The organism is Gordonia sp. SL306 (assembly GCF_026625785.1).
GTDB lineage: Bacteria > Actinomycetota > Actinomycetes > Mycobacteriales > Mycobacteriaceae > Gordonia.
In genome coordinates this window covers 3,181,694-3,195,094 of the sequence record NZ_CP113063.1, presented here as the reverse complement: position 1 = coordinate 3,195,094, position 13,401 = coordinate 3,181,694, and the positions used below count along the sequence as shown (strand labels likewise).

The window sequence follows — 13,401 nt, the reverse complement described above, 5'->3', positions numbered from 1 at the left end:
CATGTCCATCCGCTCGTCACTCGCCGGTCTCGTGCGGCGCATGCCCTTCGGCATCGGCACGGTGACGATGCTTCTCGTCGCCGCGATGGTCGCGTCGGTCGCGGCGGTCCTCGCCATCGGTACGCCGGCGGACAATACGACCGAGTACCGCGACGGGCATCTGCGCGGCTACTCCACCGAGCCCGACGTCGCATGGACCCAGTCGAGTGACACGTTGCCCGGCTATCGCGCCGACTCCGGCGTCGAGGTGGTCGACACGTGGCGCGACGAATGGCTTCTCGCCTATCCATCCGGACTCGGTCGCGCCTTCGTCCTCGTGACCGCGAGGTCGGGCTCACCGCTGTGGAAGGACCCCGTGGTCGCCGGACTCGGCGGCTGCGGCCTCAACGATCTCGGGCAGGTCGGCTGCGCCATCAAGCTTGGCGGGGTCCCGGACGGCTTCTATCTGATCGACGACACCGGCACTCCCACTTCGGGTACCGACCTCGACGACACCGAGCACGTCGTCGGCGTTGGATCGGACTATCTCCGCATCGATCAGGCCGGATACCGCGCGACCATGCGAGACCCGGCGGGCCGTGAGATCTGGTCGCGCACGTTCGCCGCCTCGGCACAGGCCAGGACCCGACCCGACGGCGTGCTGATCGTCAGCACCGCGGACGGCACACGGTTCATCCTCGACCCCGCCACTGGAGCCGACCGCCTCTCGTGCAGCCAGTGCGAAATCACCTCGTTCGACACCGGCATCACCGTGCAGTACAACGAATTCGGCCACGAGCGGGTGGCGACCTATGCGGTCACCGACGGCGACGTACAGACTCCCCCGGTCGCCGTCTCCGACGGACTCCGGGTTCTCGGCGGCCCGTCGACGCTGCCCGTCCTGGCCGGCACAGGTGACGGCCAGGTCCAGGCCACCCAGGGCCGTTACGAGATCCGCGATCCGGCGCGTGAGGATGCGCTCTGGCAGATCACCGACCCGGAACTGTCGAAGGCGAACACCAAGCCATGCGGCACCGAGGTGGCACTCGCCCTCAAGGATCGGACCCGGCTCTTCTACACCCTGGCGGACGGCAAGCGGGTCGGCCGGATGGACCCTCCCGCGTTCGACAAACCGGAGAGCAACATCGACCACCTGTCGTGCGTCGGCTCGTCGGGCACGACCATGATCTTCGCCGACCCCGATCAGGTGACGGCCGTCGACACCACGACCGGCCAGATCGCCTGGACGCGGTCGGTGATCGGCACCACCGAGGCGGTCGACGGCTACATCGTCCTTCATGAGGGCACCTCGATCACGGTCCTGCGGCCCCACTGATCGGCGGCCCCAACTGTGCGTGGCGTCACAGCGCGCCCGGTCGTAGACCACTGAACTGCGCCACTGCGAAGACCTTCAGGAACATCTCAGATTTGATAACGGCAAGATAACGGTGGGCCCGAGAATTGGTGTACGGTCGGCGACGGTCGATGGTCGCTCTGGGGGGGACCACACCGGGTAAGCAGTCCACCGATGTGTTGTTCGCGAGGTTGATTCGTCTTGGGGAAGCATTCCGCATCCACGCTTGGTGCATCATCGTTCACCTTGACTCCCCCACCCCCACCGCCGGTCGAATGGGACCCGCTCGGGCCACCGGACGAGTGGAATCCCTTCGAGCAGACCACCCCGCTCTGGCCTAGCGAACCGATCACACTCACCGGTCCCAGGAAACCGAAGACACCGAGAGTTCCGACCAGTCATGCGCGTCGGGAGGTCTGGAAGGTGCGCGCCCCCATCCTGGCGGCCGCCATCGTCCCCATCGGCGTCATCGCCGCGAGCGCCACCGGTGTCGGGCACTCCACCACCACCACCCCGAAAGCGACTGCCTCGTCCTCGGAGGTCTCCGCGCAGCCGATCACCGGAGACGCGCAGGCCACGGTTCGACGTGCCGCAGCGACCTTCCGCCTGCCGGCTCCACTTCCGCCGCCGCCACCGCCTCGCCCACCGGCCGCGGTGGCCGACGGCCAGGTGCCCGCTCCGAACTACGATGCCTACCAGAGGGCTGCCGACATCCTGGCAAAGACGAATCCCAGCTGCGGGATCCCGTGGCCGGTCATCGCAGGCATCGGCAGGGTCGAGTCCCATCACGCCAACAACGGCGACGTGGACCGGGCCACCGGCGAACTGCGCACCCCCATCTACGGTCCGACGCTGGACGGCAGCCTGGCAGCCAACGAGGTCATCGCCGACACAGACGGTGGGCGTCTCGACGGCGATTCCACCTACGACCGTGCTGTCGGCCCGATGCAGTTCCTACCGTCGACCTGGGAGCACTACGGGGCCGACGGCAACGGCGACGGCAAGAGCGACCCGCAGAACATCTACGACGCCGCGCTCACCACCGGGCGTTATCTCTGCGACGGGCACAAGAACCTCCGCAGTACCTCCGAACAGGTGTCCGCCATCCTCCGGTACAACAACTCGATGACCTACGTCGACGATGTGCTGGGCTTCGCTCGGAGCTACTGACGGTCACGACCCGCTCAGGAATGCCTGCAGCGCAGCTGAATACATCGGTACGTCGTCGGCACCCATGAGCTCGCGCGCGCTGTGCATCGCCAGCTGCGGCGCCCCGACGTCGATGGTGGTCAGACCCGTGCGTGCGGCCGTGATGGGGCCGATCGTCGACCCGCACGGCAGGTCGGCGCGATGGGTGTAGCGCTGCATCGGCACGCCCGCAGAGTCACACGCGATCGCGAACACGGCCTCGCCCACCGCATCCGAGGCATACCGCAGGTTCTGGTTGACCTTGAGTACCGGGCCGCCGTTGATGTCGATCCGGGTGCGATGGCTCATGCCGATCCGGGTAGTTGGGGTGGGTCGCGTGCGCCATGTCGCCTGACACACAGACACTCGCCGCCATCGCCTGCAGGTAATCGGCGCGAGAACCGTCGCGGGCCAACACGATCCGCTCGCAAATGGTGGCCAGGAAGTCGGAGGCGGCGCCTCGTTCGGACCCGCTGCCCACCTCCTCGTGATCGAACAGCGCCACCATCCGGGTCTCCTTCGAGGGCTCCGAATCGAGCAGCGCGCGCAGCCCGGCGTAGCACGTCCCCTGATTGTCCAGGCGTGGGGCGCTGAGCAGATCATCGCGTGGACCGATGAGCCGAGACGGCGTGACGTCGTGGGTCATCAACTCCCAACCCAGCAACGACGACGGCTCGATGCCTGCATAGGAAGCCACCCACTCCAGGACATCGGCCACCTCCGCGCTCGCCGACCACAGCCCGTCGAGGTGCCGCTGCGGGTCGAGGGTGACTCCTTTGCGGTCCTCGGACAAGTGAATCGCCAACTGCGGCACTCGGATAACCGGTTCGGTCACGTGGACCAGCACATGCTCGACGCCGGCCCCGACCCGATAGGCCAACCGGCCGGACAGCCCGAGATCGCGGTCCAGCCACGAATTCAGCCAGGCCCCGCCGTACGGTTCGAGTGCCACCATCCCCACGCCGGCCGACGTCCGGTCCGGACGCTGCTTGACCCGCAGGTTCGGGCTGTCGGTGTGTCCGCCGACGATGCGAAAGGCATTGCCCTCGCCGGTATCCCACACGACCACCGAGCCGCCCCTGATGACGTAGTTCCGACTCGGGGCGGTCGTCCACTCCTCGTGCTCGTACAGTCGGACATAACCTGCCGCCTCCAATTCGGCAGCGACGGTGGCACACACGTGGAACGGCGACGGTGAAGCATCGATGAATTCGCCGAGCCCCTCGGCGGTGGCAGTGGTCGTGATCAACGGGCACCTCCTACGGTTGCTGATGTCAGCGGCAGCCTGACGCCGCCGCCGACGGCGGCCATCGTCGCGACGACGGCCGCGAGCAGTACGAGTTCGCCGAGGTTTCCTATCCACAGGACCGCACTGCCGGCCGCAGCCGCGATCAGCATGACGATCGCCCCGACGAAAAGCCACGGGAAACCTGCATGGCGCCATGCCATCACACCGAGCACGATCAGCGCGAGGATGGTGATGATGGCCGGCAGCGGCGGTCCTTGCGCCTCTGCGTTCACGTATCGCAGGGCGTCACCCGCGTCTTCGGGGACCAGCCTGGCCCGGACGATCTCCTCGACCACACCGATCGCGATGAGCATCGCGACCAGCGCCCAGCCCGCGAGCGCGATGTTCCGGTCTCGTACCCGGGTCACACCCAGACGACCGACCAGGACCCCGGCGACGATGATCAGAAGCGGGGTGACGATCGCATGAATCCAGAAGCGCGGCACGTTGATCGCCAGCAGCACATCGCCGTAACCGATCAGACGACCGATTGCCACTGCGACATTGTCATACGCGAGACCGACCAGGATGGCCGCGACGACCACCGCGATCCCGCCGACCCGCGCCCGCAGACGCACAGCGACAGTGCACAACCCGAGCATGGCGACGCCGATGGCCGCCATGATCAGGGAGGTCATCAGGCGGCGGCGAGCACGGAATCGATCACCGAATAGAAGAGTCCCAGACCGTCGTCGCTGGGTCCGGTCAGCGCCTCGGTGGCATGCTCCGGGTGCGGCATCAGTCCGACGATGCGGCCGTCGGCGCTGGAGATCCCCGCGATGTCGAGTGCCGAGCCGTTCGGATTGCCTCCGGAATAGGTGAACGCGATACGGCCCTCGCCCTCGAGCTCCTCGAGTTTGCCCTGCGGTGCGACGTAGCGGCCCTCGCCGGACTTGAGCGGGATGAGGATCTCCGCGCCTCGTTCGAAGCGGCTCGTCCACGTCGTCGTGTTCGATTCGACCTTCAGCCATTCGTCGCGGCAGACGAAGTGCAGGCCCTCGTTACGGGTCAGCGCGCCCGGCAGCAACCCCGCCTCGCACAGCACCTGGAAACCGTTGCAGATCCCGAGGACCGGCATTCCCTTGGTCGCCGCCTCCAGAACCGACCCCATCACCGGCGCAAACCTGGCGATGGCGCCTGCACGTAGGTAGTCGCCGTAAGAGAAGCCTCCCGGCACGATCACCGCATCGACATTCTTGAGATCGGCGTCGCCGTGCCACAGCTCCACCGGCTCGGCACCGGCCAGTCGCGCCGCGCGCACCGCGTCGATGTCGTCGAGCGTGCCAGGGAAGGTGATGACCCCGATACGAGCAGTCATGAGTCGGCCCTCAGTCCGCGACGCGCGAGACGTTGAAGTTCTCGATCACCGTGTTGGTGAGCAATTCCTCCGCGATACGTTCGAGCGCCACGTCGTCGACCGAGTCGTCGACCTCGAGTTCGAACCGCTTGCCCTGCCGGACGTCGGCGATCCCGGAGAATCCCAGCCGACCCAGAGCTCCCACGATCGCCTGCCCTTGCGGGTCGAGGATCTCGGCCTTCGGCATCACGTCGACCACCACTCGCGCCATGGGCACTTGCTCCGTTCTCGCTGGTGCGCTGTTCAGCGATCACCTTACCGGGTGGTCGCCGGCCACACGGCGCCTGCATCGCTCCGCCGTACTGCGCCGACCGGACGCACAGCCTCATCGATCGGGCCCACAATCCCGTCGATCGGGCCCACAACCTCATCGATCGGGCACAGAAACTCGTCGACCGTGCACTGATGTGCACGATCGACGAAAAACTGTGCACGATCGACGGGGAGTGGGCCCGATCGGCGAGGTCGGAGCCTGCCGACGGTTGGGGTCAGAGGGCCGCTTCGATGGCCGAGATCACCGCAGGGTCGTTCGGCTCGGTGCGGGGACGGAAGCGATTGATCACAGTGCCGTCGGCGCCGACGAGGAACTTCTCGAAGTTCCACTGCACGTCGCCCGCCTCGCCGTCCGCGTCGGTCGCCTTGGTCAGCTCGGCATACAACGGGTGCTGGTCGTCGCCCTTGACGTCGGCCTTCTCCAGGAGAGGAAAGGTGACACCGTAACTGGTCGAGCAGAAGGTGGCGATCTCTTCGGCGGTGCCGGGCTCCTGACCCATGAACTGGTTGCACGGCATGCCGACGACGGTCAGACCGCGATCACCATAAGACTTCGCGATCTCCTCGAGGCCGGTGTACTGCGGGGTCAGGCCGCATTTGCTCGCCACGTTGACCACCAGAATCGGTCCGGGGAGGGCGGAGAGATCGAGCGCGCTGCCATCGAGCGCCTTGACGGGGATGTCCTTGACGTTGCTCACCCCTTCGACGCTATCGCAGCCTGGAGATCGGAGCCGGAGATCACCCCCGGTATGACCCCCGTCACTGCAAGACATCCGTTATGCCGGATCTCACCGTTACTTGCGTTTCCGAAATAGTTGCGTAGGCGTTACTTTTGTATCCGTGGCCGAAACCCCGACGCAGATCCGCGACTCGTCCCCCGCTCCAGCGGGTTCCGTCGACGCCGCCTGCGACACGCTCATCGGCTTCCTCGACCGGCTCGCCTGCATGGGCAAGGCGCACACCATGGACACGCTCGCCGCCACCGAGCTGACGTTCTCCCAACTGCGCGTCCTGTTCGCACTCGGAGCGCACGGTGACGGTGACGGCGTCGAGTGCATGTCGGTCCACGAGATCGCCGATCAGGTCAATCTGTCGCTGGCCGCCGCGGGCCGGACGGTCGACAAACTCGTCGGTACCGGGCTCGTCGATCGTCGCGAGGACGCGGCCGACCGTCGGGTCAAACGGGTGTCACTGACCACCGAGGGCCGGCAGATCGTCGACTCCCAGCTGAGCATCAAACAGGACCTGATCCGTGGTTTCATCGGTCGACTCCCCGAGCCGCTGCGACGGGGCCTGTGCGGCGCCCTGAATCCCATCGTCGACAACGAGGTCGACTATTTCTCCGGTATCGGCGACCCGTCCCCGGCCTCCGATCCTGCCCCCTCATCGGACAGTTCACAGAAAGCCAATTCATGACCTCCTCGTCAACGCCGGCGCACGCACACGCGGGCCCGCCGGACACCAAGCTCGACCGGCACATCCTGATCGTCGCCGGCGTGGTCGTGTTGGGCGCGATCATGTCGATCCTCGACGTCACCGTTGTGTCGGTGGCACAGAACACCTTCCAGCAGGAGTTCGGGACCGACGCCGCGGGAGCGGCCTGGACGATGACCGGCTACACGCTGGCGCTCGCCGCGGCCATCCCACTGTCCAGCTGGGCCGCAGCACGTTTCGGTACCAAGAAGGTCTATCTCACCTCTCTGGTGCTGTTCGTCATCGGTTCGGCGCTGTGCGCCCTGGCCTGGAACATCGGCTCGCTGGTCGCGTTCCGCGTCATCCAGGGTCTCGGCGGTGGCCTGCTGATGCCCATCGGGATGATGATCCTGACCAAGGCGGCCGGTCCGGAGCGCGTCGGTTCAGTGATGGCCGTGCTCGGCATCCCGATGCTCCTCGGCCCCATCGCAGGACCCATCCTGGGCGGCCTGCTCATCGAGAAGGCCTCGTGGCACTGGGTGTTCCTGATCAACGTGCCGATCGGCATCGTCGCGATCATCTACTCGTGGTTCGCACTGCGCAACGACGAGGAGACCTCCCGGCCGTCGATCGACTTCGTCGGACTCTTGTTGCTCTCCCCAGGTCTCGCGTTGTTCCTGTACGGCATCTCGTCGAGCAGCGAGGCGGGCACGTTCATCTCGGCCAAGGTCCTGGTGCCGGCCATCATCGGCGCGGCCCTGATCGCCGGATTCATCTGGCACGCACTGCACAGCGACAAGCCACTTCTGGACCTGCGTCTGTTCCGCAACCGCACCCTCACCGTCGCGGTGATCTCGATGACGCTGTTCATGATCGCGTTCTTCGGTGCATCACTCTTGTTCCCGCAGTACTTCATCGGCGTCCGCGGTGAAACGACTCTCTCCGCCGGTCTGCTGCTGGCCCCGCAGGGTATCGGCGCGATGCTGACCATGCCGATCGCCGGCCGGATGACCGACAAGATCGGTCCCGGAAAGTTCGTGCTGGCCGGCATCGTCCTGATGTTCCTCGGCATGGGCACGTTCGTGTTCATCGGCGCGGAAACGTCCTACCTCATCCTCTGCGGCGCACTGTTCGTCCAGGGCCTGGGTATGGGCATGACCATGATGCCGATCATGACCGCCGCCCTGGCGACCCTGACCAACTCGCAGGTGCCCGACGGCTCAACGCTGGTGAACGTGGTCCAGCAGACCGCCTCGTCGATCGGTTCGGCCGTCATCGCGGTGATCCTGGCGACGAATCTCAAGAACGCGCCGGAGGGAATGCTCGCCATCGTGTCCAACACGGCGCCGGACAAGCTCCCCGCCGACATGCAGGGCGCACCCCTTCCGACCTCGTTCTTCGAGGCCGCGGCGAACGCCTTCGGCTCGACCTTCGTCGTCGGCGCGATCCTGATCGCGCTCACGCTGATCCCCGCGTTCTTCCTGCCCCGCAAGAAGATCGCATCGTCGCTGACCGAAGAGGACATGGATCGCGCGCCGATCGTCATGCACTAGCTCGTCACTCCCACACGCAGAACTCCCACAAACCCGGAATGCATCCGGTGTTTGTGGGAGTTTTGCGTGTGGTGCTGAGTCAGGCGGTGATGGCGCCGGTCTGCTGGAGAATCCACGCCAGCTCGAAGGCGACCTCTTCCCACTGCTTGTAGCGGCCACTCACGCCGCCATGACCTGCCGACATCTCCGTCTTGAGCAGCACCAGGTTGTCCGACGTGCTCAGTTCCTGAAGACGTGCCACCCATTTCGCCGCCTCGGTGAACAGCACGCGGGTGTCGTTGAGCGAGGTGAGAGCCAGGATCGGCGGATAGGGCTTGGCCCCGACGTTCTCGTACGGTGAGTACGTCTTCATGTAGGCGTAGACGTCCGGGTCATGTAGGGGGTCTCCCCACTCGTCCCATTCGATCACCGTGAGCGGCAACGACGGGTCGAGAATCGACGTCAGAGCGTCGACGAACGGCACCGAGGCGAGAATGCCGTTGAAGAGCTCCGGCGCCAGGTTCGCGACCGCACCCATCAGCAGGCCACCTGCCGAACCACCCTCGGCCACCATCTGTTTCGGCGTGGTCCAGCCGGTGTCGACCAGGTACCCGGCTGCATCGACGAAGTCGGTGAAGGTGTTCTTCTTGGTCAGGGTCTTGCCGTTGTCGTACCAGTATCGACCCATCTCGCCGCCACCACGGATGTGGGCGAGAACGAACACCACCCCGCGGTCGAGCATCGACAGCCTCGAGACCGAGAACCCGGGATCGATGCTCGTCTCGTACGACCCATAGCCGTACAGCAGCAGAGGTGCGGGCCGGTTGTCGTCGACACCCTTGCGCCGCACGATCGACAACGGGATCCTTGTGCCGTCCGCCGCGGTCGCCCACTCGCGTGATTGCACGTAATCGGCCGGGTCATACCCGCCGAGGACCGGTTGCCGCTTCAGCAAGGTGCGCTCGCCGGTGGCGACGTCGAGATCCAGCAACTCGGTCGGTTCGATGAAACTGGCGTATCCGATGCGCAGTTTCGGTGTGACCCACTCCGGATTGCCACCGAGCCCAGACGACGAGAGTTCCTGCTCGAACTCGATCTCGTGAAAGTCTGCGGGAGCGGGGATTCCGTCGATGCCACGCAGATCGGCAATGGCGAGCTTCGGAAGTGCCGCATAACGGTACGAGAGCACGAGGTAGTCACGGAAGGCGTCGAGATCCTCGATCCGGCGTTCCGGATCGTGCGCGATGAACTCGTGGCGGGCCGACGGATCGTCGACCGGTGCGATGTCGATGGCGAAGTTCTCCGCCTTCACCCCGTCGCGAATGTCGTTGTGCACGATCACGTAATAGTCGTCGCCGGAGATCACGGCGTGCTCGACGCTGTACTCGACACCTTCGACCCGCGGCGCGACGCTGCGGAATTCTCCGGTCGGGTCGTCGGCGGCGAGCACGTACACCTCAGAGGTGATCTTGGACCCCACGCCGATCATCAGGTACTTGTCGCTTCGGGTGGAGCCCATACCGACCCAGTACCGCTCGTCTGGCTCGTGGAACACCCGCACGTCGTCGGTGCCCGCGCCCATGTCGTGACGCCACACCGTGTCCGGGCGCCATGCGTCGTCGACAGTCTGATAGAAGACGTGCTGGGCATCCGACGACCACACCGCACCGCCCGCGGTGTCGGCGATCTGGTCGTCGAGGAGTTCGCCGGTGCGAAGGTTCTTGAACCGCAACAGATACCGCTCGTCACCGACGGTGTCGGTGCTGTAGGCCAGCCAGTCACCGTCGTCACTGACGGAGAGCGCACCGAGGCTGAAGAAGTCGTGCCCCTCGGCCTCGACGTTGGCGTCGAGGAGTACCTCTTCACCAGGGAGCGGCGCGTCCGCGACGACCTCCGGCGGAGTCCAGTCGTCGTCGGAGGAGATCGGACACCGACACCGAATCGCGTACTGCTTACCCTCTTCGGTCCGTGCGTAATACCAGTACCGGCCACGACGGCTGGGCACCGACATGTCGGTTTCCTGTGTGCGACTCTTGATCTCGCCGAAGATCTGCTTGCGCAATCCGTCGAGCTGGGCGGTGTGTGACTCGGTGAACGCGTTCTGCGCCTCGAGATAGGCGACGACCTCGGGATCTTCCTTGTCCCGCAACCATTCGTACTCGTCGACAAAAGTGTCACCATGGTGAACACGTTCGCTCGGCACTTTCTTGGCCACCGGGGCGGCGACGTCGGACTTCACAATCATCTCCTACTCGTGATCCGGCCAGTCGGCGAAGGATCTCTGCGAAATCCACTCGTAGGCCTCGATATAACGTTCTCGGGTTCGGTTCACCACCGGCTCCGGCAACGACGGGGGTGGCTGATCGGCCGCCCGGTCCCAGCCGGAGTCCGGTCCCGTCAGCCAGTTCCGCACGATCTGCTTGTCGAAACTCGGCTGCACCTCGCCGGGCCGATATGTGGCCGCCTCCCAGTACCGTGACGAATCCGGGGTCAGTACCTCGTCGGCCAATACCAGCTCGCCGTCATCGCCGAGCCCGAATTCGAACTTGGTGTCGGCCAGGATGATTCCGCGCTCGGCAGCGATGCCGGCGCCGCGCCCGTAGATGTCGAGAGTCAACGCACGCAATCGCTCCGCGCGTTCGGCGCCTTCTTGCTCCACCACCCGCTCGAAACTGATGTTCTCGTCATGGTCGCCCTGCGCGGCCTTGGTGGCCGGCGTGAAGATCGGCTCCGGCAGCTCGCTCGCCTCATCGAGCCCCGTCGGCAGTTCCACCCCGCAGACGGCGCCCGTCGCACGGTAGTCGAGCAGACCGGAACCGGTGAGGTATCCGCGCGCCACGCACTCGACCTGCACCATCGGCAACTTGCGGACCACCATCGAACGCCCGACGCACTCGGCCGGGATCCGCTCGTCGGTCGGCCCGCCGGCCAGATGATTCGGTACTCCGAGCACGTCGAACCAGTAGAAGCTCATCGCGGTCAGGATGCGGCCCTTGTCCGGTATCGCCGGACTCAGGATGTGGTCGTACGCCGAGATCCGGTCCGAGGCGACCAGGAGAAGGGTGTTCGCGTCGATCTCGTAGATCTCGCGAACCTTCCCCGACGCCAGGTGCGTGTACGACTGCAGTTCAGGACGCATGGCTTCGACCCTAGAGGTATGACATCCTGCATCGCATGTCCGGTCCGTTGATCTCCATCACCTACTGCACGCAATGCAACTGGCTGCTGCGGGCGTCGTGGATGGCGAGCGAGTTGCTCACCACGTTCGGCACCGAGTTGGGCTCGGTGACACTGGTCCCGGGCACCGGGGGTGTGTTCCATATAGACGTCGATGGGAAGCAGGTCTGGGAACGCAAACGCGACGGCGGGTTTCCCGACGTGGTGACGCTCAAACGCCTCGTCCGCGACACCGCGCTACCCGACTGGAATCTGGGGCACGCGGATCGGTCAGCGGATCCTTCGTAACCCTTCGAGACCCTTCGAGACGCTCGCAAGCTCGCTCCTCAGGGCGCAGCGCTCGCATATCGCGGTCCCTGAGGAACGGAGCGCCGGCGAAGTGTCTCGAAGGGTCAGAGAATCGGCGCAGGCGCGTAACCGGCGGCGTCCGGGTAGTCGGCGATGACCTTCTCCGCGGCGGCGACGACGTCGGCCACCTGCTGCTCCGCTGCGCCGACGAACACCGTCTTGTCGGCGAGGAGCTCGTCGAGCTGGGCACGATCGAGCGGGATGCGATCGTCACCCGCCAACCGATCGAGCAGATCCGGCTCCCGCCCCTGCTCACGCATGGCGAGGGCGACCGCGACGGCGTTCTCCTTGATCGCCTCGTGTGCGGTCTCGCGACCGACGCCTGCCCGCACCGACGCCATCAACACCTTGGTGGTCGCCAGGAACGGCAGGTAGCGGTCGAGCTCGTTGGCGATCACCGCCGGATAGGCGCCGAACTCGGCGAGCACGGTCAGGAAGGTCTCCATGAGTCCGTCGATCGCGAAGAATGCATCCGGCAACGCGACCCGACGCACGACCGAACAGAAGACGTCACCCTCGTTCCACTGCGCCCCGGCGAGTTCCGCGGCCATCGAACCGTAACCACGGAGGATCACCTGGAGTCCGTTGACCCGCTCGCAGCTGCGCGTGTTCATCTTGTGCGGCATGGCCGAGCTGCCGACCTGCCCCGGCTGGAAGCCCTCGGTCACCAGTTCGTGGCCGGCCATCAGGCGGATGGTGTGGGCCAGCGACGACGGTCCGGCGGCGACCTGGACCAGCGCCGACACCACGTCGTGGTCGAGCGACCGCGGATAGATCTGGCCCACCGAGGTCAGGGAACGCGCGAAGCCGAGATGATCGGCGACGCGCGCCTCGAGGTCGGCGAGCTTGGTGGCGTCGCCGCCCAGGAGGTCGAGCATGTCCTGCGAGGTCCCCATCGGCCCCTTGATGCCGCGCAGCGGATAACGATCGATGAGCTCGCGCAACCGGGTGAGCGCAACCATCAGTTCGTCGGCGGCGCTCGCGAACCGCTTGCCGAGTGTGGTGGCCTGGGCGGCCACGTTGTGGCTGCGGCCTGCCATCACCACCGTCGAATACTGCGCGGCCCGCTCGACGATGCGCGCGAGCACCGCCACGCCGTGCGCGTGCACATGCTCGAGCGAGCGGAGGATCTGCAGCTGCTCGACGTTCTCGGTGAGATCTCGGCTGGTCATGCCCTTGTGGATCTGCTCATGCCCGGCCAGGGCATTGAACTCCTCGATCCGCGCCTTCACGTCGTGGCGCGTGACGCGCTCGCGCTCGGCGATCGATTCGAGGTCGATCTGGCCGACGACCTTCTCATAATCGGCGATCGCACCGTCGGGGACGTCGATGCCCAGGTCGCGCTGGGCCTTGAGGACGGCGATCCACAGCTGACGCTCGAGGGCGATCTTGTGGCGCGACGACCAGAGTTCCGCGAGGTCCGCGGAGGCATAACGACTGGCCAGAACGTTGGAGATGGCAGGCTTCGACACGTGCACAGTGTAGTCGCGAG

12 protein-coding genes and 1 pseudogene are annotated in these 13,401 nt (G+C 65.8%); 5 read left to right on the top strand and 8 right to left on the bottom strand.

Annotation, left to right across the window (positions count from 1 at the left end; translation table 11 throughout):
• The first annotated feature begins 1 nt into the window (after position 1).
• Together OVA31_RS14600 and OVA31_RS14595 are read left to right on the top strand one after the other, a co-directional pair.
• Complete coding sequence (locus tag OVA31_RS14600; protein ID WP_267627342.1) at positions 2 to 1,315, top strand: hypothetical protein; 1,314 nt, start codon at positions 2 to 4, stop codon at positions 1,313 to 1,315.
• Positions 1,316 to 1,756: 441 nt separating this feature from the next.
• Entirely contained in the window at positions 1,757 to 2,503 is a 747-nt protein-coding gene (locus tag OVA31_RS14595; protein ID WP_267627341.1) for a lytic transglycosylase domain-containing protein, read from the top strand.
• Positions 2,504 to 2,506: 3 nt separating this feature from the next.
• On the opposite strand, the pseudogene OVA31_RS14590 reads toward OVA31_RS14595, so the two are convergent.
• From OVA31_RS14590 to OVA31_RS14570, 5 genes and pseudogenes are all read right to left on the bottom strand, one after another.
• Positions 2,507 to 3,794 (bottom strand): annotated as a pseudogene (locus OVA31_RS14590) (M18 family aminopeptidase).
• Complete coding sequence (locus OVA31_RS14585; RefSeq protein WP_267627340.1) at positions 3,767 to 4,447, bottom strand: hypothetical protein; 681 nt, start codon at positions 4,445 to 4,447, stop codon at positions 3,767 to 3,769. Before OVA31_RS14585 ends, OVA31_RS14590 begins: the two are co-directional and overlap by 28 nt.
• Entirely contained in the window at positions 4,447 to 5,127 is a 681-nt protein-coding gene (gene purQ, locus OVA31_RS14580; protein ID WP_267627339.1) for a phosphoribosylformylglycinamidine synthase subunit PurQ, read from the bottom strand. The genes OVA31_RS14585 and purQ overlap by 1 nt, the downstream gene beginning before the upstream one ends.
• A 10-nt stretch (positions 5,128 to 5,137) precedes the next feature.
• Positions 5,138 to 5,377: a phosphoribosylformylglycinamidine synthase subunit PurS gene (gene purS, locus OVA31_RS14575; protein WP_267627338.1), complete on the bottom strand. Its 240-nt coding sequence runs from the start codon at positions 5,375 to 5,377 to the stop codon at positions 5,138 to 5,140.
• Positions 5,378 to 5,654: 277 nt separating this feature from the next.
• The gene (locus OVA31_RS14570) at positions 5,655 to 6,137 is read right to left on the bottom strand and encodes a glutathione peroxidase (RefSeq protein ID WP_267627337.1); all 483 of its coding nucleotides are present in this window, start codon (positions 6,135 to 6,137) and stop codon (positions 5,655 to 5,657) included.
• Positions 6,138 to 6,279: 142 nt separating this feature from the next.
• Between OVA31_RS14570 and OVA31_RS14565 the strand changes: the two genes are divergently transcribed.
• Positions 6,280 to 6,855, top strand: a complete 576-nt coding sequence (locus OVA31_RS14565) for a MarR family winged helix-turn-helix transcriptional regulator (RefSeq protein ID WP_420714042.1) — start codon at positions 6,280 to 6,282, stop codon at positions 6,853 to 6,855.
• Positions 6,852 to 8,405 carry a DHA2 family efflux MFS transporter permease subunit gene (locus tag OVA31_RS14560; protein ID WP_267627336.1) on the top strand — a complete coding sequence of 518 codons (1,554 nt, stop codon included), beginning with the start codon at positions 6,852 to 6,854 and terminating at the stop codon, positions 8,403 to 8,405. Before OVA31_RS14565 ends, OVA31_RS14560 begins: the two co-directional genes overlap by 4 nt.
• Before the next feature lie 79 nt (positions 8,406 to 8,484).
• Here the strand turns inward: OVA31_RS14560 and OVA31_RS14555 are convergent, their stop codons facing one another.
• Together OVA31_RS14555 and OVA31_RS14550 are read right to left on the bottom strand one after the other, a co-directional pair.
• Entirely contained in the window at positions 8,485 to 10,629 is a 2,145-nt protein-coding gene (locus OVA31_RS14555) for a S9 family peptidase (protein WP_267627335.1), read from the bottom strand.
• 3 nt (positions 10,630 to 10,632) lie between these two features.
• The gene (locus OVA31_RS14550; protein WP_267627334.1) at positions 10,633 to 11,523 is read right to left on the bottom strand and encodes a phosphoribosylaminoimidazolesuccinocarboxamide synthase; all 891 of its coding nucleotides are present in this window, start codon (positions 11,521 to 11,523) and stop codon (positions 10,633 to 10,635) included.
• Positions 11,524 to 11,558: 35 nt separating this feature from the next.
• Here OVA31_RS14550 and OVA31_RS14545 point away from each other — a divergent pair, with 35 nt between their 5' ends.
• Positions 11,559 to 11,849: a SelT/SelW/SelH family protein gene (locus OVA31_RS14545; RefSeq protein ID WP_267627333.1), complete on the top strand. Its 291-nt coding sequence runs from the start codon at positions 11,559 to 11,561 to the stop codon at positions 11,847 to 11,849.
• A 104-nt stretch (positions 11,850 to 11,953) separates the two neighbouring features.
• On the opposite strand, the gene purB is transcribed toward OVA31_RS14545, so the two are convergent.
• The gene (gene purB / locus OVA31_RS14540; RefSeq protein WP_267627332.1) at positions 11,954 to 13,381 is read right to left on the bottom strand and encodes an adenylosuccinate lyase; all 1,428 of its coding nucleotides are present in this window, start codon (positions 13,379 to 13,381) and stop codon (positions 11,954 to 11,956) included.
• Between the last annotated feature and the right edge of the window lie 20 nt (positions 13,382 to 13,401).

Coding starts and splice junctions, on each gene's coding strand:
- OVA31_RS14560 (WP_267627336.1), top strand. CDS start 6,852: ATGACCTCCTCGTCAACGCCGGCGCACGCACACGCGGGCCCGCCGGAC.
- OVA31_RS14585 (WP_267627340.1), bottom strand. CDS start 4,447: ATGACCTCCCTGATCATGGCGGCCATCGGCGTCGCCATGCTCGGGTTG.
- OVA31_RS14555 (WP_267627335.1), bottom strand. CDS start 10,629: ATGATTGTGAAGTCCGACGTCGCCGCCCCGGTGGCCAAGAAAGTGCCG.
- OVA31_RS14600 (WP_267627342.1), top strand. CDS start 2: ATGTCCATCCGCTCGTCACTCGCCGGTCTCGTGCGGCGCATGCCCTTC.
- OVA31_RS14545 (WP_267627333.1), top strand. CDS start 11,559: ATGTCCGGTCCGTTGATCTCCATCACCTACTGCACGCAATGCAACTGG.
- OVA31_RS14550 (WP_267627334.1), bottom strand. CDS start 11,523: ATGCGTCCTGAACTGCAGTCGTACACGCACCTGGCGTCGGGGAAGGTT.
- purS (WP_267627338.1), bottom strand. CDS start 5,377: ATGGCGCGAGTGGTGGTCGACGTGATGCCGAAGGCCGAGATCCTCGAC.
- purQ (WP_267627339.1), bottom strand. CDS start 5,127: ATGACTGCTCGTATCGGGGTCATCACCTTCCCTGGCACGCTCGACGAC.